Origin of the sequence: Bradyrhizobium paxllaeri (genome assembly GCF_001693515.2) — a bacterium.
GTDB classification, from domain to species: Bacteria; Pseudomonadota; Alphaproteobacteria; order Rhizobiales; family Xanthobacteraceae; genus Bradyrhizobium; species Bradyrhizobium paxllaeri.
The window spans coordinates 4,623,140-4,647,969 of the sequence record NZ_CP042968.1 but is presented as its reverse complement, the minus strand read 5'-3'; the positions used below and the strand labels follow the sequence as shown (position 1 = coordinate 4,647,969).

Annotated in this window: 22 protein-coding genes; 18 read left to right on the top strand and 4 right to left on the bottom strand. The window is 63.7% G+C overall.

The window, feature by feature from the left end:
• The first annotated feature begins 231 nt into the window (after nucleotides 1-231).
• From proS to LMTR21_RS22165, 3 genes are all read left to right on the top strand, one after another.
• Nucleotides 232-1,551 (top strand): proline--tRNA ligase, encoded by a 1,320-nt coding sequence (gene proS, locus LMTR21_RS22175; RefSeq protein WP_065750692.1) that lies wholly within the window; start codon nucleotides 232-234, stop codon nucleotides 1,549-1,551.
• A gap of 69 nt (nucleotides 1,552-1,620) precedes the next feature.
• Nucleotides 1,621-2,901, top strand: coding sequence for a lipoprotein-releasing ABC transporter permease subunit (locus LMTR21_RS22170; RefSeq protein ID WP_065750693.1), 1,281 nt, complete (start codon nucleotides 1,621-1,623; stop codon nucleotides 2,899-2,901).
• 7 nt (nucleotides 2,902-2,908) lie between these two features.
• Nucleotides 2,909-3,607 (top strand): ABC transporter ATP-binding protein, encoded by a 699-nt coding sequence (locus tag LMTR21_RS22165; protein WP_065750737.1) that lies wholly within the window; start codon nucleotides 2,909-2,911, stop codon nucleotides 3,605-3,607.
• A gap of 6 nt (nucleotides 3,608-3,613) precedes the next feature.
• Here LMTR21_RS22165 and LMTR21_RS22160 read toward each other — a convergent pair whose 3' ends face one another.
• Entirely contained in the window at nucleotides 3,614-3,880 is a 267-nt protein-coding gene (locus tag LMTR21_RS22160) for a DUF3551 domain-containing protein (RefSeq protein WP_065750738.1), read from the bottom strand.
• Between the two features lie 150 nt (nucleotides 3,881-4,030).
• Nucleotides 4,031-4,321 carry a DUF3551 domain-containing protein gene (locus LMTR21_RS22155; RefSeq protein WP_065750694.1) on the bottom strand — a complete coding sequence of 97 codons (291 nt, stop codon included), beginning with the start codon at nucleotides 4,319-4,321 and terminating at the stop codon, nucleotides 4,031-4,033.
• A 298-nt stretch (nucleotides 4,322-4,619) separates the two neighbouring features.
• Between LMTR21_RS22155 and LMTR21_RS22150 the strand changes: the two genes are divergently transcribed.
• The 4 genes from LMTR21_RS22150 (at nucleotide 4,620) to LMTR21_RS22135 (ending at nucleotide 10,770) form a co-directional block, all read left to right on the top strand.
• Nucleotides 4,620-5,366, top strand: a complete 747-nt coding sequence (locus LMTR21_RS22150) for an outer membrane protein (RefSeq protein WP_065750695.1) — start codon at nucleotides 4,620-4,622, stop codon at nucleotides 5,364-5,366.
• 175 nt (nucleotides 5,367-5,541) lie between these two features.
• Entirely contained in the window at nucleotides 5,542-5,793 is a 252-nt protein-coding gene (locus LMTR21_RS22145; protein ID WP_057856040.1) for a hypothetical protein, read from the top strand.
• Between the two features lie 525 nt (nucleotides 5,794-6,318).
• A complete protein-coding gene (gene dnaE / locus LMTR21_RS22140; protein ID WP_065750696.1) occupies nucleotides 6,319-9,828 on the top strand; it encodes a DNA polymerase III subunit alpha in 3,510 nt (1,169 codons plus the stop codon).
• 204 nt (nucleotides 9,829-10,032) lie between these two features.
• Nucleotides 10,033-10,770, top strand: coding sequence for a carbonic anhydrase (locus LMTR21_RS22135; RefSeq protein ID WP_065750697.1), 738 nt, complete (start codon nucleotides 10,033-10,035; stop codon nucleotides 10,768-10,770).
• A gap of 254 nt (nucleotides 10,771-11,024) precedes the next feature.
• On the opposite strand, the gene LMTR21_RS22130 is transcribed toward LMTR21_RS22135, so the two are convergent.
• Nucleotides 11,025-11,597: a sugar O-acetyltransferase gene (locus LMTR21_RS22130; RefSeq protein WP_065750698.1), complete on the bottom strand. Its 573-nt coding sequence runs from the start codon at nucleotides 11,595-11,597 to the stop codon at nucleotides 11,025-11,027.
• A gap of 267 nt (nucleotides 11,598-11,864) precedes the next feature.
• Here LMTR21_RS22130 and LMTR21_RS22125 point away from each other — a divergent pair, with 267 nt between their 5' ends.
• From LMTR21_RS22125 to LMTR21_RS22115, 3 genes are all read left to right on the top strand, one after another.
• On the top strand, nucleotides 11,865-12,830 hold the full coding sequence (locus tag LMTR21_RS22125; protein ID WP_430642462.1) for a helix-turn-helix domain-containing protein: 966 nt from the start codon (nucleotides 11,865-11,867) through the stop codon (nucleotides 12,828-12,830).
• A 137-nt stretch (nucleotides 12,831-12,967) separates the two neighbouring features.
• Complete coding sequence (gene adh, locus LMTR21_RS22120) at nucleotides 12,968-14,485, top strand: aldehyde dehydrogenase (RefSeq protein ID WP_065750700.1); 1,518 nt, start codon at nucleotides 12,968-12,970, stop codon at nucleotides 14,483-14,485.
• A 194-nt stretch (nucleotides 14,486-14,679) separates the two neighbouring features.
• A complete protein-coding gene (locus tag LMTR21_RS22115) occupies nucleotides 14,680-15,099 on the top strand; it encodes a CBS domain-containing protein (RefSeq protein WP_065750701.1) in 420 nt (139 codons plus the stop codon).
• 79 nt (nucleotides 15,100-15,178) lie between these two features.
• On the opposite strand, the gene LMTR21_RS22110 is transcribed toward LMTR21_RS22115, so the two are convergent.
• A complete protein-coding gene (locus tag LMTR21_RS22110) occupies nucleotides 15,179-15,646 on the bottom strand; it encodes an aminoacyl-tRNA deacylase (RefSeq protein ID WP_065750702.1) in 468 nt (155 codons plus the stop codon).
• Nucleotides 15,647-15,910: 264 nt separating this feature from the next.
• On the opposite strand from LMTR21_RS22110, the gene LMTR21_RS22105 reads away from it, so the two are divergent.
• From LMTR21_RS22105 to dxr, 8 genes are all read left to right on the top strand, one after another.
• Nucleotides 15,911-18,250: a caspase family protein gene (locus LMTR21_RS22105; protein ID WP_065750739.1), complete on the top strand. Its 2,340-nt coding sequence runs from the start codon at nucleotides 15,911-15,913 to the stop codon at nucleotides 18,248-18,250.
• 225 nt (nucleotides 18,251-18,475) lie between these two features.
• Complete coding sequence (locus LMTR21_RS22100) at nucleotides 18,476-19,474, top strand: 30S ribosomal protein S2 (RefSeq protein ID WP_057843031.1); 999 nt, start codon at nucleotides 18,476-18,478, stop codon at nucleotides 19,472-19,474.
• Nucleotides 19,475-19,606: 132 nt separating this feature from the next.
• A complete protein-coding gene (gene tsf / locus LMTR21_RS22095) occupies nucleotides 19,607-20,530 on the top strand; it encodes a translation elongation factor Ts (protein WP_065750703.1) in 924 nt (307 codons plus the stop codon).
• Nucleotides 20,531-20,601: 71 nt separating this feature from the next.
• Entirely contained in the window at nucleotides 20,602-21,318 is a 717-nt protein-coding gene (pyrH, locus tag LMTR21_RS22090) for a UMP kinase (RefSeq protein WP_065750704.1), read from the top strand.
• A gap of 69 nt (nucleotides 21,319-21,387) precedes the next feature.
• Nucleotides 21,388-21,951, top strand: a complete 564-nt coding sequence (gene frr / locus LMTR21_RS22085; RefSeq protein WP_065750705.1) for a ribosome recycling factor — start codon at nucleotides 21,388-21,390, stop codon at nucleotides 21,949-21,951.
• Between the two features lie 42 nt (nucleotides 21,952-21,993).
• Nucleotides 21,994-22,749, top strand: coding sequence for an isoprenyl transferase (locus LMTR21_RS22080; protein ID WP_065750740.1), 756 nt, complete (start codon nucleotides 21,994-21,996; stop codon nucleotides 22,747-22,749).
• Nucleotides 22,746-23,594, top strand: coding sequence for a phosphatidate cytidylyltransferase (locus LMTR21_RS22075; protein ID WP_065750706.1), 849 nt, complete (start codon nucleotides 22,746-22,748; stop codon nucleotides 23,592-23,594). The genes LMTR21_RS22080 and LMTR21_RS22075 overlap by 4 nt, the downstream gene beginning before the upstream one ends.
• Nucleotides 23,595-23,598: 4 nt before the next feature.
• Nucleotides 23,599-24,822 carry a 1-deoxy-D-xylulose-5-phosphate reductoisomerase gene (dxr, locus tag LMTR21_RS22070; protein WP_065750707.1) on the top strand — a complete coding sequence of 408 codons (1,224 nt, stop codon included), beginning with the start codon at nucleotides 23,599-23,601 and terminating at the stop codon, nucleotides 24,820-24,822.
• Nucleotides 24,823-24,830 lie beyond the last annotated feature (8 nt).

The following is a 24,830-nucleotide window of genomic DNA, read 5'->3' as shown; positions in this document are numbered from 1 at the left end:
TCATTCATCGCCAGGTCGCGCTGGACAGGGCGGGCACGCTTCCGCCTTCGCTCTTCGAGCTACGGCGGACAAGCCGCTTTGCCACCCCTACAAACTAACGATTCACCGCCAAAACGGCCTACAAATCCTCGTTTTCAGAGGCTTTTTCGCGGCTTCCGGCCTTGTCTTTTCGCACCCGATCCGGTTTCACTGCACCTCTTCCGGTTACCCTCTGATTCCTCGAGTTGACCCATGCGATTGTCGCGGTTTTTTCTGCCCATCCTGAAAGAGAATCCGAAAGAGGCGGAGATCGTTTCGCATCGCCTGATGCTGCGCGCGGGCATGATGCGGCAGGAAGCGGCCGGCATTTACGCCTGGCTGCCGCTGGGTTTTCGGGTCCTGAAGAAGATCGAGCAGATCGTGCGCGAGGAACAGGACCGCGCGGGCGCACTCGAACTGTTGATGCCGACGCTGCAGCTTGCCGACCTCTGGCGCGAGAGCGGCCGCTATGACGCCTATGGCCCGGAGATGCTGCGCATCGCCGACCGCCACAAGCGCGAATTGCTGTACGGGCCGACGAACGAGGAAATGATCACCGAGATCTTTCGCGCTTACGTCAAATCCTACCGGAACCTGCCGCTCAATCTCTATCACATCCAGTGGAAGTTCCGTGACGAGCAGCGCCCGCGCTTCGGCGTGATGCGCGGCCGCGAGTTCCTGATGAAGGACGCTTATTCCTTCGACATCGACGAGGCGGCGGCGCGCCGTGCCTACAACAAGATGTTCGTTGCTTATTTGCGCACCTTCGCCCGGATGGGATTGAAGGCAATCCCGATGCGCGCCGAGACCGGCCCGATCGGCGGCGACCTCAGCCATGAATTCATCGTGCTGGCGGAAACCGGCGAATCCGGCGTGTTCTGCAACAGCGACGTGCTGAACCTGCCGATCCCGCCTGATGATGTCGATTATGACGGCGATCTGACGCCGATCATCAAGCAGTGGACGTCGGTCTATGCGGCGACCGAGGATGTCCACGATGCCGCGCGCTACGAGAGCGAAGTGCCGGCCGACAAGCGCGTCAATACCCGCGGCATCGAGGTCGGCCAGATCTTCTATTTCGGCACCAAATATTCCGACGCGATGAAGGCGCTGGTTGCCGGCCCCGACGGCGTCGACGTGCCGATCCATGGCGGTTCCTACGGCGTCGGCGTCTCGCGCCTGGTCGGCGCTATCATCGAGGCCTGCCATGACGATGCCGGCATCAAATGGCCGGAAGCCGTGGCGCCGTTCACGGCGGTGATCCTGAACCTCAAGCAGGGCGATGCCGCCGTCGACGGCGCCTGCGAGAAGCTCTATCGCGAGCTTCAGGCCAAGGGCGTCGACGTGCTCTATGACGATACCGACCAGCGCGCCGGCGCGAAATTCGCCGCCGCTGATCTGATCGGCATTCCCTGGCAAATTCTGGTAGGTCCCAAGGGCCTCGCCGAGGGCAAGCTCGAGATCAAGCGGCGCAGCGACGGCTCGCGCGAGAATCTCAGCCCGGCCGAAGTGGTGGCGAAGATCGCGGGATAAGATATCCACCGCGACCGTAATGTTGGTCATTAAGGCCACATTTGGCCCGAATCATGGGATTATCGAGTAATGGATGAGACCATGAGCGATACAGCCCGAACCCCGCCTTTTGCGCCCTTCGAATGGCTGTTGTCCGGGCGTTACCTGCGCGCGCGCCGCCGGGAAGGTTTCATTTCCGTCATCGCCGGCTTTTCGTTCCTCGGCATCATGCTCGGCGTCGCCACGCTGATCATCGTGATGGCCGTGATGAACGGTTTTCGCAAGGAACTCCTGGACAAGATCCTCGGGCTGAACGGCCATCTTCTGGTGCAGCCGCTGGAATCGCCGCTGACCGACTGGAAGGACGTCGCAGAGCGTATCAGCCAGCTCGACGGCATTCGCCTTGCCGCACCGGTCGTGGACGGGCAGGCGCTGGCGTCCTCCGCCTTCAACGCCGCCGGTGTGCTGGTGCGCGGCATGCGCTCGGCGGACCTCAACAAGCTCACCTCGATCGCCAAGAACATCAAGCAGGGCACGCTGGAGGGTTTTGACGAGGGGCAGGGCGTCACCATCGGGCGCCGGCTCGCCGATCAATTGTCGCTGCATGCCGGCGACACCATCACGCTGGTCGCGCCCAAGGGCGCGGTGACGCCGATGGGAACCACGCCGCGCATCAAGCCTTACAAGGTGGCGGCCGTGTTCGAGATCGGCATGTCGGAATATGACGCCAGCTTCGTGTTCATGCCGCTGCCGGAGTCGCAGGCCTATTTCAACCGCAAGGACGACGTGACCGCGATCGAGGTATTCACCACCAATCCCGACCGCATCGACGCCTTCCGCAAGAGCGTGACGGAGGCGGCGGGGCGGCCGGTGTTCCTGGTCGACTGGCGGCAGCGCAACTCGACTTTCTTCAACGCGTTGCAGGTCGAGCGCAACGTGATGTTCCTGATCCTGACCATGATCGTGCTGGTGGCCGCGCTCAACATCGTTTCCGGCCTGATCATGCTGGTCAAGGACAAGGGGCAGGACATCGCGATCCTGCGCACCATGGGCGCCTCGCAGGGCTCGATCATGCGGATATTCCTGATCACGGGTGCTGCGATCGGCGTGGTCGGCACGCTGACCGGGTTCTTCGTCGGCATGCTGATCTGCCTGAACATCGAATCCATCAGGCAGTTCCTGTCCTGGATGACCAACACCGAATTGTTCTCGCCGGAACTCTATTTCCTCTCGCGCCTGCCGGCCGAGATCGATTTCGGCGAGACCACCGCGGTCGTGATCATGGCGCTGACGCTGTCGTTCCTGGCGACGCTCTATCCGTCGTGGCGCGCCGCACGGCTCGATCCTGTCGACGCGCTCCGATATGAGTGAGGGCGCGATGGCCGAAGAGGCGGAAGACGTACCGGTTATCTATCTCCACGAGATAAAACGCGAGTACAGGCAGGGCGAGGCGACGCTGACGATCCTGAACGGCGCCAAGCTCGCGCTGTGGGCGGGACAGTCGGTGGCGCTGGTGGCGCCGTCGGGCTCGGGCAAGTCGACGCTGCTGCACATCGCGGGGCTGCTCGAAACTCCTGATGACGGCGAGGTCTATGTCGCGGGTACGCCCACCTCGCAATTGTCCGACATCGATCGCACCCAGATCCGGCGCTCCGACATCGGCTTCGTCTATCAGTCGCATCGGCTGCTGCCGGAATTCACCGCGCTCGAAAACGTCATGCTGCCGCAGATGATCCGCGGCCTCAAACGTTCCGAGACGATCAAGCGCTCGCAGGAGATTTTGGCCTATCTCGGCCTCGGCGACCGCATCACGCACCGCCCGGCCGAACTCTCCGGCGGCGAGCAGCAGCGCGTCGCCATCGCGCGCGCGGTCGCCAATGCGCCGCGGGTGCTCCTCGCGGACGAGCCGACCGGCAATCTCGATCCGACGACGGCCGACCGTGTCTTCAATGCGTTGATGCAGCTTGTGAAGGCGACGCAGGTCGCGATGCTGATCGCCACCCATAACATGGAACTGGCCGGCCGGATGGACCGGCGCGTGTCTCTGGTCGACGGCCAGGTCGTCGAAATGGACTAGCGGCGTTCAGTAGCCGTTGCGGTACCGCTTGTTGCGAGGTGCCGACGGTCCCTGGGAAGCATACGCGTAATAGGGATTGATCACGCACTGCGCCGAACGGCCCGATGCGGTCGCGTTGCATTGGGGCAGCGACGTGTAAGCACATTCGTAATAGCTGATCTTGCCATAAACATGCAGGCAAACCGGATAGCCGGGATCGTATGTCTGCGCTTGCGCCGGCGCAGCCGCCGAGGCCGCGCCGATCGCCAAAATTGCCAGAGCCAGATTGCGCATCAGAACCTCCATGAGAGCTGCGGCTGATCCGCGGGTGCTGACGGCCAGCAGATATTCGACGCAGCCGCGCGTCAAATCACGTTCACGCGTTGTAGGTGCCTGTGTGCGCAGGCTCGCGCGGAATGCCTCGCGGGATGGCCGCGCTGCTCGCTATCTGCCGTAAGCGGGGGCGGGCGGCAGCGCACGGCCGGGCAGCGGGCGATAGGCGGAGGGCGCCGGTTCGCGTTCGCCGATGTAATAGGGATTGGCGATGCAGTAGAGAAAGCGTCCCGACGCGGTCGCCTGGCACTGTTCGTAGCTCGTGAAGGTGCAGTAGCTCAGCCCCGGATATTCATCGCCCTGAAGGCAGAACGGATATCTTGTGCCGACCGCTTCGGCGGGCGCGGCGCCGATTGCTGCCAGTCCGCTCGCGGCCAGCACGGCCAGTATCGCTCTACGCATTTCGAATCTCCTTCATGGCGCATCGGCGTTTTGCGCCGTTCCATTTTCGTCGACAAGCGGCAGCTGCGCAATCCCGCCAACCGATTCACATCGTTACGTCGCTGAAAAATCAAATGTGAACTATTTGCGGCAAGCTATGATGCAATGTTTCAAAAAGTGCCTGCAAGACAACATTAATTTACGTTCACACTGCGGCCCTTTGGTGTGTGCTGTGGCCGTGAGGTTACAGCAATTCGAGCGAACGATGCTAAGAGCATGTCGCGGCCTTGGGGGCTGTCAAAAAGGAACGGGAATAAGAATGAAGAAGGTTTTGCTTGTTACAGCCAGTCTGATCGCACTCGGCGCAACTGCGCCGGCACTCGCTGCGGATCTCGCTGCGCGTCCCTACACCAAGGCGCCCCCGATGGTCGCTGCTGTGTATGACTGGACCGGGTTCTACATCGGTGCGAACGGTGGTTGGGGTTCGAGCCGCAACTCTTGGGATTCGGTTCCGCCTGCTTTTTTGGTTGGGCCGGAAGGCTCTCATGACGCGACCGGCGGCACGGTCGGTGGCCAGGTCGGCTATCGCTGGCAGGCCGGCACCTGGGTGTTCGGCCTTGAAGCTCAGGGCAACTGGGCCGACTTCTCGGGCAGCAACGTGAGCCAGGTGTTCGCCAATTCTCGCAATCACACGAACGTCGATGCGTTCGGCCTGTTCACCGGTCAGGTCGGTTATGCCGTCAACAACGTCCTGCTCTACGTCAAGGGCGGTGCTGCGGTGACCGCGAATAGCTACCGCATCAACAACTTTGCAGGCGCACTTGTTGGCGTCACCGGCGACGACACCCGCTGGGGCGGTACGATCGGTGCCGGCCTCGAATACGCCTTCGCCCCGAACTGGTCGGTCGGCGTCGAGTACAATCACCTGTTCATGCAGGATCGTACCTACACCTTCACCGCGCCGGGTGGCGGCTTCGTCGGCACCGACCGCATCCGTCAGGACGTCGATCTCGTCACCGCCCGCCTGAACTACAAGTTCGGCGGTCCGGCCGTCTCGCGGTACTGATCGCGCGCGAACTTGCTAACAACGAAAGCCCCGGGCGCCGTCCCGGGGCTTTTTTGTTGCGGCCGGGGCGGCCGCAACATCCTGTCGGAAGATCGCTTTGGAGTGCTGCGTCACTATTTGATGGTGGCAGGCTGACTGCCTAGGAATCGACCCGGTTAGGGATCATATTGGCGGGATGGAAACCTTTGACAAATGCATGTCGGTTTTGCGCCCGCTGATCGCGGAGGGCGACACCAACGGCATTGCGACGGCAGAACGAGCGGTCAACGAATACGTGGCTGCGACGCCGCCGCCGGACCAGAAAAATGCTCTTGCTAACGTCCAGCAGGCCGTCCAGGCGCACAAGGAAGAATGTTCCGGCGTGGATTTGAGTTTTGCTGATGCTGTGAACGACTACATCGAGCGACTTATGCAGCGCTTCGAGTAATCCCCAAAACGCCCTGGGTTGCCCACCGATTCGTCCACTGGATCATCGATATAGCGCAAACGGGGGAGCTGCTCGTCGATGCCGCCGCCTCGGTTGAAGGTGGTTGCAAAGCAGTTTCCTGACCTGCGAAATTAACCAAGCAATTTCTTCCGGAGGCATCACCCCGCTTCCGACCCTTGACTCCTAGAACAAAAAAGGAACAATGTTCCTCATATGTTCTCAACCCGTAGGGAGTCGGACCATGTTGCGGATGTTCGTGGAAGAAGCGGCGGCGCTGGCGTCGATTACGCTGTTCGTTGGGATGATCGCGGTGTGGGCGCAGGTGATTCCGCAGCTTTGAGGCGGGCGAAAACCTGACTCCGGCACGGAGAGCCGACGGTTGGGGAAAAGCCGGATGGCGGGGGCGGAGGCTACGTTCCGCGTAGACTCCGCGAAGCCCAGGTATCACCATTGCGGCGGCGAGTCGGCACGCGTGTAAGCGGCCGGCGATCGCTCCCCACCACGATGCAAGAGCCCATTTAGCGCATGTCCAGTGCCGGATTTGTTCACCTTCACGTTCATTCGGCCTATTCGCTGCTGAAGGGCTCGATCAAGATCGCCAAACTCGGCGAACTGGCGAAAGCCGACCGCCAGCCGGCGCTGGCGCTGACCGATACCGACAACATGTTCGGGGCGCTGGAATTCTCCGACAAGATGGCGGGCTACGGCATCCAGCCGATCGTCGGCTGCGAACTCGCCGTCGATTTCGGTGACCAGGACCCGAACGCGCGCAATGCGCTGGCCGCCACGCCGTCGCGAATCGTGCTGCTGGCTGCAAAGGAGCGCGGCTACCGCAGCCTGATGCGGCTGAACTCGCGCGCGTTTCTGGAAACGCCGGTCCATCAATCCCCGCATATCAAGCTCGAGTGGCTGGAAGGCGATTCCGAGGATCTGATCGCGCTGACCGGCGGCCCGGATGGGCCGATCTCGCTGGCGCTGCAGGCCGATCACGCGGCGCTTGCGGCAAGCCGTTGCGAGCGGTTGGCCAGCTTGTTCGGCGATCGCCTCTATATCGAATTGCAGCGCCACGGCATCGACAAGGAGCGTCGCGTCGAGGGCGGCCTGATCGATCTCGCCTATGCCAAGGGCCTGCCGCTGGTCGCGACCAATGAGCCGTATTTTGCCTCGAACGACGATTACGAGGCCCATGACGCCCTGTTGTGCATTGCCGGCGGCAAGCTGATCGCCGAGACCGACCGCGACCAGCTCACGCCGGACCACCGCTTCAAGACCCGCGCCGAGATGGCGCTGCTGTTCGCCGACATTCCGGAAGCGCTGGCCTCGACCGTCGAGATCGCGGAGCGCTGCTCGTTCCGGCCGAAGACGCGCAAGCCGATCCTGCCGTTCTTCACCGTCGGTGCCGCATCGAGTTCAGACGCCGCCGCGGTCGAAGCCGCCGAGCTGAAGCGTCAGGCGGAGGAGGGGCTCGCGAAGCGCCTGCGCGTGCATGGTCTTTCCCCGAACACGACGGAGGAGGACTACAACAAGCGGCTCGCCTTCGAACTCGATGTCATCACGCGCATGAAATATGCGGGCTACTTCCTGATCGTCTCCGACTTCATCAAATGGGGCAAGTCGCAGGGCATTCCGGTCGGACCGGGCCGCGGCTCCGGCGCGGGCTCGCTGGTGGCGTGGGCGCTGACCATCACCGACCTCGACCCGATCAAGTTCGGTCTGCTGTTCGAGCGCTTCCTCAATCCCGAGCGCGTGTCGATGCCGGACTTCGACATCGACTTCTGCCAGGATCGCCGCGGCGAGGTGATCCAGTACGTGCAGCAGCGCTACGGCCGCGATCAGGTGGCGCAGATCATCACCTTCGGTACCCTGCAGGCGCGTGGCGTGCTGCGCGACGTTGGCCGCGTGCTGCAGATGCCGTACGGCCAGGTAGACAAGCTGACAAAACTCGTGCCGCAAAATCCCGCCGCGCCGGTGACGCTGGCGCAGGCGATCGAGGGCGAGCCCAAGCTGCAGGCGTTCCGCGACGAGGATCCGGTGGTGGCGCGGGCCTTTGACATCGCCCAGCGCCTCGAAGGGTTGACGCGCCACGCCTCGACCCACGCAGCCGGCATCGTGATCGGCGATCGGCCCTTGAGCGAACTGGTGCCGCTCTATCGCGATCCGAAATCCGACATGCCGGTGACCCAGTTCAACATGAAATGGGTCGAGCCGGCGGGGCTCGTGAAGTTCGACTTCCTCGGCCTGAAAACGCTGACTGTGCTCGATGTTGCGGTGAAGCTGCTCAAGCCGCGTGGCATTGATGTCGACCTGGCAACGCTTCCGATCGACGACGCGCCGAGTTACCAGATGCTGGCGCGGGGCGATGTGGTCGGCGTGTTCCAGGTGGAAAGCCAGGGCATGCGGCGCGCGCTGATCGACATGCGTCCCGACCGTTTCGAGGACATCATCGCGCTGGTGGCGCTCTATCGCCCGGGCCCGATGGCCAACATCCCGACCTATTGCGCGCGCAAGCACGGCGACGAGGAGCCGGAATATCTGCACCCCGTGCTGGAGCCGATCCTCAAGGAGACGTTCGGCGTCATCATCTACCAGGAACAGGTGATGCAGATCGCGCAGGTGATGTCGGGTTATTCGCTCGGCGACGCCGACCTGCTACGCCGCGCGATGGGCAAGAAGATTCGCGCCGAGATGGACAAGCAGCGCGACATCTTCGTCGCCGGCGCGGTCAAGAACGGCGTGCCGAAAGGGCAGGCCGACACGATCTTCGAACTGCTGGCAAAATTCGCCGACTACGGCTTCAACAAGAGCCACGCCGCGGCCTACGCGCTGGTGTCCTACCACACCGCCTACATGAAGGCGCATTACCCGGTAGAGTTCCTGGCGGCGTCGATGACGCTCGAACTCAACAACACCGACAAGCTCTCGGAATTTCGCGCCGAGGCGCAGCGGCTCGGCATCAAGGTCGAGGCGCCAAACATCAACCGCTCGGGCGCCACCTTCGAGGTCGGCGAGAACACCATCTACTACGCGCTGGCCGCGCTGAAGGGCGTCGGGCAACAGGCGATCGATCAGATCGTGGAGGAACGCAAGAAGAGCGCGTTCACCTCGCTTGCGGACTTCGCTGCTCGGGTCAATCCGCGTGCGATCAACAAGCGCATCATCGAGAGTCTCGCCGCGGCCGGCGCCTTCGACACGCTCGAATCCAACCGCGCCCGCGTCTTTGCAGGCGCCGACGCCATTCTCGCCGCCTGCCAGCGCAGCCACGAGGCGGCAACGATCGGCCAGAACGACATGTTCGGCAATGCGGCGGACGCACCGACCATCATGCTGCCGCAGATCGAACCCTGGCTGCCGGCCGAAAAACTCCGCCGCGAATACGACGCCGTCGGCTTCTTCCTGTCAGGTCATCCGCTCGACGATTACGTGACCGTGCTGAAGCGGCTGCGCGTGCAGTCCTGGGCGGAATTCTCCCGCGCCGTCAAAACCGGTGCGACCGCGGGCAAGGTCGCGGCCACCGTGGTGTCGCGGATGGAACGCCGGACCAAGACCGGCAACAAGATGGGCATCATGGGCCTGTCGGACCCGACCGGGCATTTCGAAGCCGTGCTGTTTTCCGAAGGACTGGCGCAATATCGCGACGTGCTGGAGCCGGGCGCTGCCGTGCTGTTGCAACTCGGCGCCGAGTTGCAGGGTGAGGACGTCCGCGCGCGGGTGCTGCATGCCGAGCCGCTGGATGACGCCGCGGCCAAAACCCAAAAAGGCCTGCGGATTTTCGTTCGCGACACCAAGCCCCTGGATTCGATCGCGCGGCGGCTCAATATGCCCGAGGCATCGGCAACAAACGGTCCGGCCAAGGGCCTGCCGGCAAAGCCCGCACCTGCGCCATCGGGCGGAGCCGATGGCGACGTCTCGGTGGTCATGATGCTCGACCTGCAGACCGAGGTGGAAATGAAGCTGCCGGGCCGCTTCAAGGTCTCGCCGCAGATCGCCGGCGCGATCAAGGCGGTGGCCGGCGTGGTGGACGTGCAGACGCTATAATCGACGCCCGGACATGGCGCGTGCCAGCATGTTCGCGAATGATGCAGAGAATTCGTGTGAGAGGGAGATGCTCGCATCTTTTGCCTGTCCAGAACCAAAGCTTAACCATCCCGATTCCGCGAAGTCCCACCGCGCAACCAGGGGTGTTATTGTCGGGCGTTAGCGACTCGGACGCCGTGAGTCGCAAGGGCAAGGAAAATTGCAATGTGCGAAAAATGTTCATTAGATCAGCTTCATCCGACGGCGCCCTCGCGGCGTTCCGTAGTTCTCTTTGCGGCTTCGGCACTTGGTGGGCTGATGCTCGCCGGCACAGCTAACGCCAAGGACACGAAAACTCCTCCCAAGCCGCAGAACGTGTTGTCGCCGGATGCCGCCCTCAAGAAATTGATGGAAGGAAATGTGCGCTATGTTGGTGGCACAGCGCGGCGCCACGACTTCAAGCATGAAAGGGAAGCATTGGTCGGAGGTCAGAACCCTTACGCGGCCGTGCTGAGCTGCGCAGATTCGCGCATCGCGCCCGAATATGCCTTCGATAGCGGGCGTGGTGACCTGTTCGTCTGCCGCGTTGCTGGCAATTTCGCCAACGACGATACGGTTGCAAGCATGGAGTATGCCGTCGCCGTGCTCGGCACGCCGATGATCCTCGTGCTGGGTCACGACAGTTGCGGTGCCGTCGACGCGACGATCAAATCCCTGAAGGACGACAAGCCACCACCCGGACACATACCATCGCTGGTGGCCGCGATTGCTCCCGCGGTGAAGGCGTCAGCACAGCAGAGCGGAAACGCGCTCGACAACGCCATCCGCCAGAACGTGATTGATAACGTCGCCAAGCTGAAATCGGCCGCACCGATCCTCAACGCGGCCGTCGAGCAGAACAAGCTCAAAGTGGTCGGCGGCATCTACCGGCTTGCAACCGGCAAGGTCGAGCTGTTGAGTTGACCAAGCTGGATAGTGCGCGGCGCGCACGGCCGCGCCCAGCACAGGGTCGGGCGCGGTCACGCTAGAGCATGATCCGGAAAAGTGGGCACCGGTTTTCCCTCGCGACAAACGCGAACGCGTTTGCGCGGAGATCATGCTCAAACAAAAAGATAAAGCGGGATGACGATTCGAAGAAACGTCATCCCGCTTTAGGGAAGAAGCGGCAGATTCTCGCCGTCATCCGTTCCCTCGCGGTTCTCTCGTGCCGGTCCAATTCATCTGAGTTTCCAATCGTCGCCAATCGAACGAATGACGCGCGCCGGATTTCCTCCGACAAGGGTATTCGGGGGAATGTTTTTGGTAACTACCGAACCCGCAGCCACAACCGAGTTCTCGCCTACGGTCACCCCGCCGATAATCGTTGCGCCGGCCGCGATCCAGACGTTTCTCTCGATCACGATTGGTTTTCCGATCGTGACGGCGCGACGCTGCGAAGGTTCAAGGGGATGACCCGTTGTGATGATGCTCACGTTCGGTCCGATCATCACGTCGTCTGCGATGTCGAGTCCGCCAAGATCGTAGAAAGTGCAATTCTGATTGACGAAGACATTACGCCCAACGCGAATTTCGTCCCCACCCGCGGTATAGAATGGCGGGATCAGCAGGAAACTCTCATCTACCCTTTTGCCGATGAGTTCGCTGAACAAGGCCCGAATTTCGTCCGCATCATTGAATGTCAAACGGTTAAGTGACGCGGTGATTGCCATCGCCCTCCTCGTGTTTGCCACCATCGCCGCCGATTCCGGCGTCCTCCTGTAAATGATCCTGGCGCCATCCTCATTCGACATTCGTTATTTTCCCTGGGGCCTGCGGTTCAACGTGTGTTTCGGCGACGAGGGCGGCACCGAGATTCGCGAAATGTAGCCACAAAGCGGAAGGGCCGGAATCGGACCGATCCCGAAAATTCGAACTGAGACACTGCCCACAACGGGTCAGCATCGGTCAACCGTATTCGACTATGGCCCGACTTGAAGGCGTCACGATCGCGGAGTTTGATCTGGCTCAATTCGCCCGATTGTTCCAGGCAGCATATTTTACAGCACGGGAGGATGAGCGTGGCGCAGACCACCAAACACCATGCCGATCAGGTGCAGGCGACGGTCGCGCGTGGCGCGGCCGCGACATCGGCCATGGTGGCGTCCTGGCGCCGCTCATCCAATTTTCATCGTCTCGATCCGGCCGAACGCAGTCTGCCGCGCCGCCTGAGTCCGGCCGAATTCGAAAACGCACGGCAGCAGATCGAGCCGCTGGTCCGCGCGGCGCAATCCAACCTGGATCGCCTGTTCCTCGCAGTCGGCGGTGTCGGTTGTTGTGTGCTGCTGGCCGACCGCAATGGCGTGCCGGTCGACCGCCGCGGCGCAGCGTGTGACGACGAGACGTTCAAGGCGTGGGGATTGTGGACCGGGACGGTCTGGAGCGAGGACTGCGAGGGCACCAACGGCATCGGGACCTGCCTGGCCGAGCAACGCGCGCTCACCGTTCATCGCGACCAGCATTTTTATGCGCGCAACACGCTGCTGAGCTGCACCTCGGCCCCGATCTACGATCACGAGGGCCGGCTCGCCGCGGCGCTCGACGTTTCCTCCTGCCGCGCGGATCTCACGGAAGGTTTCGTCAATCTGATATCCGTCGCTGTCAGCGACGCGGCGCGGCGGATCGAGACGGAGAATTTCCGTCTGGCGTTTCCGAACGCCCGCTTTCTGTTCGCACCGGATATCAATCGCGGCGGGGGCGGGCTGATCGCGGTCGATGGCGACGATCTCGTTATCGGCGCGACACGGTCGGCGCGGCTGGTGCTCGGTGTGAACAGGGATTTTCTGAAGAAGCCGCTGCCTGCGGCGGACCTGCTCGGCGGCTCGTCAAGCCCGGTGCGCGATCTCGATCAGGCCGAGCGGGCAGCCGTGCAACGGGCTCTGGCGCGCAGCGACGGCAACGTGTCGGCCGCCGCCGAGGCGCTCGGCATCAGCCGCGCCACCTTGCACCGAAAGCTGCGGCGCCTGGAACTCAATCGCGCGCACTGACGGTTTGCCTCGTGTACTGTCGCAGTTCTGCGACACGCGCGCCGGCGATCAGGTTTGGACGGACTGACAATGTAATCCGCCTTCGCCATGGTTTTTCCAGAGCGCCGCATCCAGCGACGCCGTAGCGAGGAAGAGCCATGAACAAGGTCGAATTTTCACGGACTGCGAAGGCCCCGTTCGAAAGGCGTTACGGGAACTACATCAACGGAAAATGGGCCGAGCCGCGCTCGGGCCGCTACTTCGAAAACTTCTCGCCGGTGAACGGCCGGCTGCTCTGCGAGGTCGCGCGCTCCGGCGCCAAGGACGTCGAAGACGCGCTCGACGTGGCGCACGCCGCCAAGGAAGCGTGGGGCCGCACCAGCGTCGCCGAGCGCGCGCTGATCCTCAACCGCATCGCCGACCGCATGGAGCAGAACCTCGATCTGCTCGCGCTCGCCGAAACCTGGGACAACGGCAAGCCGATCCGCGAGACCACCGCAGCCGACGTGCCGCTCGCGATCGACCATTTCCGCTATTTCGCCGGCGCCATCCGTGCGCAAGAGGGCGGGCTTTCCGAAATCGACCACGACACCGTCGCCTATCATTTCCACGAGCCGCTCGGCGTCGTCGGGCAGATCATCCCGTGGAATTTCCCGTTGCTGATGGCGTGCTGGAAACTGGCGCCGGCGCTGGCCGCCGGAAACTGCGTCGTGCTGAAACCGGCCGAACAGACCCCGGCTGCGATCATGGTGTGGGCGGGGCTGATCGGCGACTTGTTGCCGCCGGGCGTGCTCAACATCGTCAACGGCTTCGGCCTCGAGGCCGGCAAGCCGCTGGCGTCATCGCCGCGCATTTCCAAGATCGCCTTCACCGGCGAGACCTCGACGGGCCGGCTGATCATGCAATATGCGAGTGCGAACCTCATTCCGGTCACGCTCGAGCTCGGCGGCAAGTCGCCCAACATCTTCTTCAAGGACGTCACGGCTGAGGATGACGAGTTCTTCGACAAGGCGATCGAGGGCTTCGTCATGTTCGCCTTCAACCAGGGCGAAGTCTGCACCTGTCCGAGCCGCGCGCTGATCCATGAATCGATTTTCGACCGCTTCATGGAAAGAGCCTTGAAGCGCGTCGAGGCGATCGTGCAGGGCGACCCGCTCGATCCGGCCACCATGATCGGTGCGCAGGCGTCGTCCGAACAGATGCAGAAGATCCTGTCCTATGTCGACATCGGCCGCGAGGAGGGCGCGCAGGTGCTGACGGGCGGGGCGCGCAACGAACTGCCGGGCGATCTGGCCGGCGGCTTCTACGTCAAGCCCACGGTGTTCAAGGGCAACAACAAGATGCGCATCTTCCAGGAGGAGATCTTCGGACCCGTGGTTTCGGTCACGACCTTCAAGGACGATGACGAGGCGCTCGCGATCGCCAACGACACGCTCTACGGTCTCGGCGCCGGCATCTGGAGCCGCGATGCGAGCCGGCTCTACCGTTTCGGCCGCGCCATCCAGGCGGGCCGGGTCTGGACCAATTGCTACCACGCCTATCCGGCGCATGCCGCGTTCGGCGGTTACAAGCAATCGGGCGTCGGCCGCGAGACCCACAAGATGATGCTCGACCACTACCAGCAGACCAAGAACCTGCTCGTCAGCTACAGCCCGAAGAAGCTCGGCTTCTTCTGACTCGCCCTGACATCGGTAACGGCGTAGCGCGCGGACCATTTCGGTCCAGCGCGCTACGTTGCGGTCGTCCTTTTCAAGAAGTTTTCATTGCCTTTGCGATTCCGCCCCGACCGAACCGGCGTATAATCGCATCGAGGGGGAACTGTACTGCATCACGGGATTATCACCTGAAATCGCAGTGACGGAGGTCCGCCATGAAAGTCAAAGACGCGATGCACAAGGGCGTCGACTGGGTAAACCCCGATACGCCCATCACCGAAATTGCCAAGCTGATGCGAGAACATGACATCGGCTGCATTCCGATCGGCGAGAACGATCAACTGGTCGGGATGGTGACCGATCGTGATATCGTCTGCAAAGGAATTGCGAACGGCAAGTTCGATCCCAGCCGCGCGCTGGCGCGCGATGTGATGACCGAAGGCATTCATTGCTGCCGGGAAGACGATGACCTTGCCAAGGCCGTCCATCACATGGAGGCGCTGCAGATCCGAAGGTTGCCTGTGATCAACAAGAGCAAGCGAATGGTCGGCATGATCAGCCTCGGCGATGTCGGCCGTTTTGCGCCCAATGAATTGCTGGCCGGGTGCGTGAAGACCGTCACCGCCCATCACTGATACGGCGGCGGCCCTTGCCGATCACGCGCGATGGCGCCCGCGTCGATATCGACGCGGGCGATCGGTGGATCGAGCGGCCTCAATCGTGCGTGCTGAAGTGGCCGCGCCAGGCCTTCGCCGTCAATCGTGCGTACTGCTCGCCATCCATGCGGATCAGCGTCGCGTGATCGCCTCCTTCCAAGTAGATTTCCCGTCGCGCGTCGATGCTGTCGTCGATGATGACGTCCAGCCCGTAGCATTCGCCGAGCGGCGGGATCGCGCCGCGTTCGCAGTCCTCGAACAGCTTTTCGATCTCGTCCTCGCTCGCCAGGTCGACCTTGTGGCCGAGCTGACTTTTCAGCGCCGACAGATGCAGGTGATGGGAGGCCGGAAGCACGGCCATCATGTAGCCGCCGTCGCGCCGCAGCACGACGGCCTTGGCCAGCGACTCGCCCGGCACGTGGCAAGCCTCGGCCGTACGGTTCGATGACATGGTTGGGGCATGCGGGATCACGTCGTAGGTGACGCTTTGATCCAGGTACTTTTGCAGGGTCGGGGAAACGGTCATGGCGGCTCCTCCATTGCATGGGCAATCCGCACACCGGGAGGAACTCGCGCAGTCGCCTCACGATGCGGGCGAACACGATTTGGAGGGAAGGATACGCCCGCCGGAAGGCCCCGACAATGCGAATTCGGGGCCGGAACCGGTGGAGCGAGGGCGCGTCTCGATCGGATTTTGCGCGAATTGCCTTGCTGCGAGCGCATTTGTTCAAGAAATGTTCAGCTCGAAGAGCCTTCGATGCGGCGCTCGGGCGGCGACAGGGTGGAAGCCATGCGGTTAGTAAGAAGTCTGTCGATCCTCTCGATGTGTCTCGTCACGGGGCTGGCGGGTCTGAGCCCCGCTGCAGCGCAGCAACCGGAAAAGCGCATTGCGTTGGTGGTCGGCAACGGCGCTTACGCGAAATCGCCGCTGGCGACCGCGGCCAACGACGCCGGCCTGATCGCGCAGACATTGCAGGCGGCGGGCTTTGACGTGATCGGCGCCCGCGATCTCGACGGCGACACGCTGCGGAAGAGTTTCCGTGACTTCATCCAGAAGGCCGAAAGCTCGGGGCCTGATACGGTCGCGATGGTCTATCTGGCCGGTTACGGGCTGCAACTGGCGGGCGACAACTATTTCGTGCCGGTCGATTCCGCGATCAACCGCGATACCGATGTTCCGACCGAGGCGCTGCGGACCGGCGACTATATCCGCCAGCTCGCTTCGCTGCCGCTGAAAGCCGGCATCGTCGTGCTGGACGCCGCGCGCCAGCAGCCTTTCGTCGACGGGCAGATCGCAAGCGGCCTCGCATTGGTCGAGGCCGATCCGCACATGCTGATCGCGTTCAATGCGGCGCCCGGAACCGTGGCGCCGGTCGAGCAGGGGCCGTATGGCATCTACGCCCAGTCGCTGGCCGAGATGATCCGGACCGGCGGATTGCCGCTGCCGGAGGTCTTCAATCGCCTGCGGCTTCGCGTCAACGAGGCCAGCAAGGGCGCGCAGATGCCCTGGGACAGCCAGAAGGTCGATGCCGGCTTCACGTTCTTCGAGCGTGAGCCCGACGCGCCGGCACAGCCTGCGGCGGATCAGGCCGCCGCCGTTCGCAACAAGCCGATCCGCGAACTCGGCGTGCAGGATGCCTATGCCATGGCGGTGGAGCGCGACACGCTGCAGGGCTACGAGGAGTTTCTCGGCGCCTATGCGAGCGATCCGCTGGCCAAGCGGGTGAGGGCGATCGCGGCAGCGCGGCGCGAGGCGATTACTTGGCGCCGCACCTATCGCACCGATACTCCCAACGCCTATTGGTCGTACCTGCAACGCTACCCGCGCGGGCCGCATGCGGCCGACGCGCGCCGGCGTCTCACCATTCTCACCGCGCCGCTGGAGCCGCCGCCGACTTTCGACGTGATCGATTACGACGTGCCGCCGCCGCCGCCGGACGAGCTCATCTATATCGACCGCCCCGTGCTGGCCTTCGGCGATCCCGAGTTCGATTTCGTCGCCCCGCCACCGGCGCCGGTGTATTACCTGCCGCCGCCGCCGGATGATTTCGTGGTGCTGGAGCCGCCGCCGCCGCCGATCGCGCTGTTCATCCTGCCGCAGCCGATCTTCGTGCCGATACCGGTCTATGTCAGGCCGCCGCGCTATGTGGCGCCGCCGCCGAACAACCTCATCTATGCCAACATCCACAACAGGGCCGTCATCAACAGCGTGATCAACCGGCCGCCGCAGCCGGGGTCGCCCGCGGGTGGGCCTGGTGCCGGAATGGGCGGCAGGCCGGGCGGACGTCCCGGCGCCCCGGATCGGGTGGTCGCGCCGGGGCAGGGGGGCGCCACGCCGGTGCTGCCGCCCGCGGTGGCGCAACGGGCGACGCTGATCCAGCAGGGCAAAGCGCCGGTACCGCCAAGCGCCACGATCAATCCCGCCGTGAGAACGGGTTTGCCCGGCGCAGGGCAGACCGGAAGGCCGAACGCGGTGCAGCCGGCAAACGCGCCAGCCGCGCTGCCGTCGACGCAGCCCGTGCCGAGGACCAATGCTCTGCCGGTTCCAGGCGCCAGGGGTACGCCGCCGGCATCCCCCAGTGCTGCGGTCAGTCCGAATGCGAGGCCTGCGCCGGGCGGCCCGCCACCGAGATCGGCGACGCCTTCGGCTGCCGGCGCCAAGCCCGCCATCGGTGCAACGATGCCGGCTGGCCAGCAGCCAAGAGAAGGGGCAAGGGTCGTCGCACCACCCCCAGGCGGCGCCGCGCCCTCAAGGCCCGCCGCTGGGGTTGCTCCAAGACCTCAATCGCCGCCTGAATTGCGGCGAACGCCGCCGCCGTCCGCGGTGCAGGCGGCCAGACCCTCACCGCCACCGGCAGCCCGCGTTGCGCCGGCGCCGCCGCCGAGAATGGCCGCACCACCGCCAGCGAGGATGAATGCGCCTCCACCGGCGAGGGTGGCCGCACCGTCGCCTCCACCCAGGATGGCCGCCCCACCGGCCCCGCCGCCGCGCATGGCTGCGCCGCCACCGAGGATGGCGCCGCCACCGCCGCCACCGCGTATGGCCGCGCCCCCGCCTCGGATGGCTGCACCACCGCCGGCAGCCCGCCCAGCTCCGGCCAGGAGCTGCCCGCCAGGGGCCCGGTGCTGATCGTTAACGGGCCAGATCCGCAGGGTCTGGCCCAAGACGGTCCTGAATCGCTGATCTGGACGACCGAAAATCCGGCCGTATTTCCTTGCTTCTGGCTGGAATCCGGCTATATAGCGCGCCATCTCACACGGAAACATGGCTCTCAAAGGCCGTCCGGTGGCAACCGGGCCAGTCAGGCTCGTTTGCTCACACGTTTCCGGAGGAACCAACCGGAGAACTATAACTATGGCGCTACCCGATTTCTCTATGCGTCAGCTCCTCGAAGCTGGCGTGCACTTTGGCCACCAATCGCACCGCTGGAATCCGAAGATGGCGGATTACATTTTCGGTGCCCGCAACAACATCCACATCATCGACCTCGCCCAGACCGTGCCGATGCTGCATCGTGCGCTGCAGGCGGTGTCCGACACCGTCGCCAAGGGCGGCCGCATCCTGTTCGTCGGCACCAAGCGCCAGGCGCAGGACGGCGTTGCCGAAGCCGCGAAGCGCTCGGCGCAGTACTTCGTCAATTCGCGCTGGCTCGGCGGCACGCTGACCAACTGGAAGACGATCTCGGGCTCGATCAAGCGCCTGCGTCACCTCGATGAGGTGCTCTCGTCGGGCGAAGCCAACTCCTACACCAAGAAGGAGCGGCTGACGCTGCAGCGCGAGCGCGACAAGCTCGACCGCTCGCTCGGCGGCATCAAGGACATGGGCGGGCTTCCCGACATGATCTTCGTGATCGACACCAACAAGGAAGACATCGCGATCCAGGAAGCACAGCGGCTCAACATTCCCGTTGCCGCGATTGTCGATACCAACTCCGACCCCAAGGGCATCACCTTCGTGGTGCCGGGCAATGACGACGCCGGCCGCGCCATTTCGCTGTACTGCGACCTGATCGCCCGCGCCGCCATCGACGGCATTTCGCGCGCGCAGGGCGATTCCGGCATCGACATCGGCGCCGCGGTTCAGCCGGTTCGCGAAGAAGTTCCGGCAGCTCCACAGCCGACCGGCTTCCAGGGGTTGGCCGGTCCGCGCGGCACCGCCGACAACCTCAAGAAGCTCACCGGCGTGTCTGGTACCATCGAGAAGAAGCTCAACGACCTCGGCATCTTCCACTACTGGCAGCTCGCCGAGCTCGATCACGACACCGCACACAAGATCGGTGAAGAGGTTGGTCTTCCGAGCCGCGCCGACGCCTGGGTCGCCCAGGCCAAGACGCTGACCGCGGAAGCCGAATAATTGCGACACCGCGTGGCCGGGTCTTCCGGCCACCGGTTCTGCTCCCCAGATTACGGCATTCCCTGTAGCTGACCGCGGTCCGGCGCAAAGCGCGTCGCGCCCGCAGCTCACAGGCAAGAAGGATATTCGACGATGGCAACGATCACTGCGGCGATGGTCAAGGAACTGCGCGAGTCGACCGGCGCAGGCATGATGGACTGTAAGGCAGCGCTCACCGAAACCAGCGGTGACATCACCGCGGCCCAGGACTGGCTGCGCAAGAAGGGTCTGTCGAAGGCTGCGAAGAAGGCCGGTCGTGTCGCGGCCGAGGGCCTGATCGGCGCCGTGACCTCGGGCCCCAAGGGCGTCGTGGTCGAGGTCAATTCCGAGACCGATTTCGTCGGCCGCAACGAGCAGTTCCAGGGCCTCGTCAAGATGATCGCGCAGGTCGCGCTCGACGTCGGTGCCGACGTCGAGAAGATCAAGGCGGCCAAGGTCGGCAGCGTCACCGTCGAGACCGCGATTTCGGACGCCATCGCCACCATCGGTGAGAACATGTCGCTGCGCCGCGCGGCTTCGCTCGAAGTCGGCAAGGGCGTGGTGTCGAGCTACGTCCATGGTGCCGTGATCGACGGCGCCGGCAAGATGGGCGTGCTGGTCGCGCTGGAGTCCACCGGCAAGACCGATGAACTCGCAACGCTCGGCCGCCAGCTCGCGATGCACGTCGCCGCGACCAATCCGCAGGCGCTGGATCCGTCCGGCCTCGACCCCGAGATCGTCAAGCGCGAAAAGGACGTGCTGGCCGACAAGTACCGCCAGCAGGGCAAGCCCGACAACGTGATCGAGAAGATCGTCGAGTCCGGCCTGAAGACCTATTACAAGGAAGTCTGTCTGCTGGAGCAGGCGTTCATCCACGACACCGGCAAGTCGGTCGCGCAGGCGGTCAAGGAATCTGAAGGCAAGGTCGGCGCGCCGGTGAAGATTGCCGGATTTGTGCGCTATGCTCTCGGCGAGGGAATCGAAAAGCAGGAATCCGATTTCGCAGCCGAAGTCGCAGCGGCCAGCGGCAAGAAGTAACCGCTGCAGTCTGTAGTCTTCCGGCGAGACATGCCGGAAGTCGCCTGCGCGGGAGAGGGAAGCGATAAGCAATGGCAGAGCCGGTCTATCGTCGCGTCGTGATCAAGCTCTCGGGCGAGTATCTCGCAGGCAGCCAGTCCTTCGGCATCGACCAGCCTACCGTTGACCGCATCGCCGACGACCTGATCGCGGCCAAGAAGCTCGGCGTCGAGGTGGCCGTCGTAATCGGCGGCGGCAATATCGTTCGCGGCGTGGAAGTCTCCTCGCGCGGCGTGTCGCGTCCGACCGGCGACACCATGGGCATGCTCGCCACCATGATGAACTGCCTGGCGCTGGAAGCCGCCATCGAGCGCAAGGGAGCGCCGGCGCGGACGCTCTCGGCGTTCGTGATGCCCGAGATTTCCGAGCTGTTCACCCGCAGTGCAGCGCACAAATACCTCGCCGAGGGACGAATCGTGCTGCTCGGCGGTGGAACCGGCAATCCGTTCTTCACCACCGACACCACGGCGGTGCTGCGGGCGGCCGAGATCGGGGCGCAGGCGGTGCTCAAAGCGACCAATGTCGACGGCGTTTACAGCGCCGACCCCAAAAAAGACCCTTCAGCCAAGCGTTTCGACCGTTTGACGCATTCGCAGGCGATTGCCGGCGACTACAAGGTGATGGATGCGACCGCATTCGCGCTTGCCCGCGAGACGTCACTGCCTATCATCGTATTCTCGATCGCCGAGCCGGGTTCGATCGGCGCGATCCTGCGCGGGACCGGCCAGGGCACGGTGGTTGCCGGCTGACAGGCCGGCGCTGCTTCGAACCGCCAGCTTTTGAGGCCGGCGGCTGGTTTCTAAGGAGGGGAGAGTGTTATGCCCACGCCCGGTTTTGACATCAACGAATTGAAGCGCCGCATGCAAGGCGCCACCCACTCGCTCAAGCACGAGCTGGGCGGTTTGCGGACCGGCCGCGCGGCGGCGTCCATGCTGGAGCCGGTGCAGGTCGAGGCTTACGGCTCACACATGCCGCTCAACCAGCTTGCGACCGTCAGCGTGCCTGAGCCGCGCCTGCTCTCGGTGCAGGTATGGGACAAGTCGATGGTGAAAGCCGTCGAAAAGGCCATTGTCGATTCCAATCTCGGCCTGTCGCCGGCGACCGAGGGGCAGGTGTTGCGCCTGCGGATTCCCGAGCTCAACGAGGAGCGGCGCAAGGAACTGGTGAAGGTCGCGCATAAATACGCCGAAGCCGCCAAGGTCGCGGTCCGCCATGTCCGCCGCGACGGGCTCGATATCGTCAAGAAGCTCGAGAAGAATCACGAGATTTCCGAGGACGATCAGGAGCGGCTCGCCAACGATGTGCAGAAGGCGACCGACGGAACAATTGCTGAAATCGATCAGTTGCTGGCGGCGAAGGAAAAGGAAATCCTCACCGTTTGAGGGCAACATTGAAGCGTTGAGACTGGTCCTGGAATTTTGATGATGCCGAACGCCGCCGCCCCCGCCACGGAAGGATCCGACCGATCCGTCCCGTTGCATGTGGCGATCATCATGGATGGAAATGGGCGCTGGGCGGCAGCGCGCGGCTTACCGCGTGCCGAAGGCCACCGCCGCGGCGTCGAGGCGCTGCGCCGCGTGGTTCGCGCCGCCCATGAACTCGGCGTGCTCTATCTGACGATCTTTTCGTTCAGCTCCGAAAACTGGTCGCGGCCGGCTACCGAAATCGGCGACCTGTTCGGATTGCTGCGTCGCTTCATCCGCAACGATCTGGCGACGCTGCACAGCGACGGCGTGCGCGTCCGCGTGATCGGCGAGCGGGAAGGACTCGAGCCCGACATCTGCACGCTGTTGAACGAGGCCGAGGAACTGACGCGGGCCAACACCAAGCTCAATCTCGTGGTCGCGTTCAACTACGGATCGCGCCAGGAAATCGCCGGCGCCGCGCAACGGCTGGCGCGCGAAGTGGCCGAGGGCAAGCGCGATCCGGCATCGATCGACGCCGATGCACTCGGGCAATATCTCGATGCGCCCGACATTCCCGATCCCGACCTGATCATTCGCACCAGCGGCGAGCAGCGGCTGTCGAACTTCCTGATGTGGCAGGCGGCCTATAGCGAACTCGTGTTCGTGCCGATCCACTGGCCGGATTTCGACAAGGCCGCGCTCGAAAGCGCCATTGCCGAATATGCCAGACGAGAACGCCGTTTCGGCGGTCTGGCCGCGAAAACCGGATCGTGACCGAGCCCGAGGCCGCGCCGGCGGCAGCAAGCCGACCCGACCAGCGCAACCTCGTGATGCGCATCGCCGCTGCGGCCGTGCTGATCCCGCTCGCGGTCGCCATCGCCTATGCGGGCGGCTTTCTGTGGGCCGCACTGGTGACGCTGGCGGCGATCGGCCTGTTCGTGGAATGGCTCGCGATCGTGGGTCTTGCCGGGGCGATGCGTGTGATCGTGCCGGGCGTGGCGGCGCTCGCGGTTGCCGGGCTTTGCTTTGCGTTTCACCGGCTGGATGCCGCATTGATTATGCTCGCGGTCGGTTTTGTCGCGGTCGTGGCGATCGCGCCGGAGCGGCGAAACTGGGCGGCGGCGGGATTTTTGTACGCGGCGGCGGCCGAAATTACCTCGCTGCTGGTGCGTCTCGATTCCATGAAGGGCTTTGCAGCCCTGATGTTCGTGCTGCTGATCGTGTGGGTCACCGACAGCGGCGGCTATTTTGCGGGCCGCGGCATTGGCGGGCCGAAACTCTGGCCGCGCGTCAGCCCGAAAAAGACCTGGGCGGGCGCTATCGGCGGTTTTGTTGCCAGTCTCGCCGTGGCAATCGGGTTTGCCGTGTTCGATCTGGGCAGAATGGGGCCGTTATTGATGCTGGCGGCGTTCCTTTCGGTCGTTTCGCAGCTTGGCGACCTCTTCGAGTCCGCCGTGAAGCGGCGTTTTGGCGTAAAGGACTCAAGTCACATTATTCCCGGCCACGGCGGACTAATGGATCGCCTGGATGGATTTGTCGCAGCCGTCGTCGTGGCGGCAGTTTTCGGCCTTCTGCGGGGCGGCGCCGATGGCGTCGGCCGCGGTCTTATGGTTTGGTGATAGGATGAGCGCAGTTCCATTGCGTAACAACAAGGCCGCGTTGGCCGCCGCGCGTACCGTCACGGTGTTGGGCGCCACCGGTTCGATCGGCGACAGCACCATGGATTTGCTGCGCGGCGCGCGCGACCGCTACCAGGTCGAGGCGCTGACCGCGAATTCCAATGTCGAAGCGCTGGCCAAGCTTGCCAAGGAATTCGGCGCACGATTCGCCGCAATCGCCGATCCGGCGCGCCTTGGCGAACTGAAGGCCGCCCTGGCCGGCATGAACATCGAATGCGGCGCCGGCGAAAGCGCCATCATCGAGGCCGCCGCGCGCCCCGCCGACTGGGTGATGGCGGCGGTAAGCGGCGCTGCCGGGCTGAAGCCGGCGCTCGCCGCAGTCGATCGCGGCGCTGCCGTCGCGTTGGCGAACAAGGAATGCCTGGTTTGTGCCGGCGATTTTTTCATGCAGCGCGCAGCAAAGGCCGGCGCCTGCATTCTGCCGGCGGATTCCGAGCATAACGCGCTGTTTCAGGCGCTCTCTTCCGGCAATCGCGAAGAGCTGGTGCGCGTGATCATCACCGCATCCGGCGGCCCGTTCCGAACCTGGGCGCCGGCCGACATCGAGCAGGCGACGCTGGAGCAGGCGTTGAAGCATCCGAACTGGAGCATGGGCCAGAAGATCACGATCGATTCGGCCTCGATGATGAACAAGGGCCTCGAAGTCATCGAAGCTTCCTATCTCTTCGCGCTCTCGGCCGACGAGATCGACGTGCTCGTGCATCCGCAATCGATCATCCACGGCATGGTTGAATTCTCCGATCGCTCAGTGGTTGCGCAACTCGGTGCGCCCGATATGCGCATCCCGATCGCGCATTGCCTTGGATGGCCGGAGCGAATCGTTGGCCCGTCGGCGAGGCTCGATCTCGCGAAAATCGGCCAGCTCACCTTCGAGACGCCGGATTTTGAGCGGTTCCCGGGCTTGCGGCTGGCCTACGAGGCGTTACGTACGGGGCGTGGCGCGACCACGGTATTCAATGCCGCCAATGAGGTGGCGGTGGCGGCGTTCATTGCCGGAAAGATCAAGTTCGGGTCGATCGCGCGCCTCGTCGAGGCCACCATTAATGACTGGATTCGCGCCGGGAACCTAGCGCCTCTGAGTTCGGCTGACGACGCGATCACCGTTGACCATAACGCGCGAAATAGAGCCGCCTCCCTATTGCCTCAAATTGCCTTAAAGGCATCCTAGAGGGTTGG

Coding starts and splice junctions, on each gene's coding strand:
- dnaE (WP_065750696.1), top strand. CDS start 6,319: ATGTCCAGTGCCGGATTTGTTCACCTTCACGTTCATTCGGCCTATTCG.
- LMTR21_RS22155 (WP_065750694.1), bottom strand. CDS start 4,321: ATGCGTAGAGCGATACTGGCCGTGCTGGCCGCGAGCGGACTGGCAGCA.
- LMTR21_RS22100 (WP_057843031.1), top strand. CDS start 18,476: ATGGCGCTACCCGATTTCTCTATGCGTCAGCTCCTCGAAGCTGGCGTG.
- LMTR21_RS22115 (WP_065750701.1), top strand. CDS start 14,680: ATGAAAGTCAAAGACGCGATGCACAAGGGCGTCGACTGGGTAAACCCC.
- LMTR21_RS22080 (WP_065750740.1), top strand. CDS start 21,994: ATGCCGAACGCCGCCGCCCCCGCCACGGAAGGATCCGACCGATCCGTC.
- pyrH (WP_065750704.1), top strand. CDS start 20,602: ATGGCAGAGCCGGTCTATCGTCGCGTCGTGATCAAGCTCTCGGGCGAG.
- adh (WP_065750700.1), top strand. CDS start 12,968: ATGAACAAGGTCGAATTTTCACGGACTGCGAAGGCCCCGTTCGAAAGG.
- LMTR21_RS22165 (WP_065750737.1), top strand. CDS start 2,909: ATGGCCGAAGAGGCGGAAGACGTACCGGTTATCTATCTCCACGAGATA.
- LMTR21_RS22170 (WP_065750693.1), top strand. CDS start 1,621: ATGGATGAGACCATGAGCGATACAGCCCGAACCCCGCCTTTTGCGCCC.
- LMTR21_RS22110 (WP_065750702.1), bottom strand. CDS start 15,646: ATGACCGTTTCCCCGACCCTGCAAAAGTACCTGGATCAAAGCGTCACC.
- proS (WP_065750692.1), top strand. CDS start 232: ATGCGATTGTCGCGGTTTTTTCTGCCCATCCTGAAAGAGAATCCGAAA.
- LMTR21_RS22150 (WP_065750695.1), top strand. CDS start 4,620: ATGAAGAAGGTTTTGCTTGTTACAGCCAGTCTGATCGCACTCGGCGCA.
- LMTR21_RS22105 (WP_065750739.1), top strand. CDS start 15,911: ATGCGGTTAGTAAGAAGTCTGTCGATCCTCTCGATGTGTCTCGTCACG.
- LMTR21_RS22145 (WP_057856040.1), top strand. CDS start 5,542: ATGGAAACCTTTGACAAATGCATGTCGGTTTTGCGCCCGCTGATCGCG.
- LMTR21_RS22160 (WP_065750738.1), bottom strand. CDS start 3,880: ATGCGCAATCTGGCTCTGGCAATTTTGGCGATCGGCGCGGCCTCGGCG.
- tsf (WP_065750703.1), top strand. CDS start 19,607: ATGGCAACGATCACTGCGGCGATGGTCAAGGAACTGCGCGAGTCGACC.
- LMTR21_RS22130 (WP_065750698.1), bottom strand. CDS start 11,597: ATGTCGAATGAGGATGGCGCCAGGATCATTTACAGGAGGACGCCGGAA.
- frr (WP_065750705.1), top strand. CDS start 21,388: ATGCCCACGCCCGGTTTTGACATCAACGAATTGAAGCGCCGCATGCAA.
- dxr (WP_065750707.1), top strand. CDS start 23,599: ATGAGCGCAGTTCCATTGCGTAACAACAAGGCCGCGTTGGCCGCCGCG.
- LMTR21_RS22135 (WP_065750697.1), top strand. CDS start 10,033: ATGTGCGAAAAATGTTCATTAGATCAGCTTCATCCGACGGCGCCCTCG.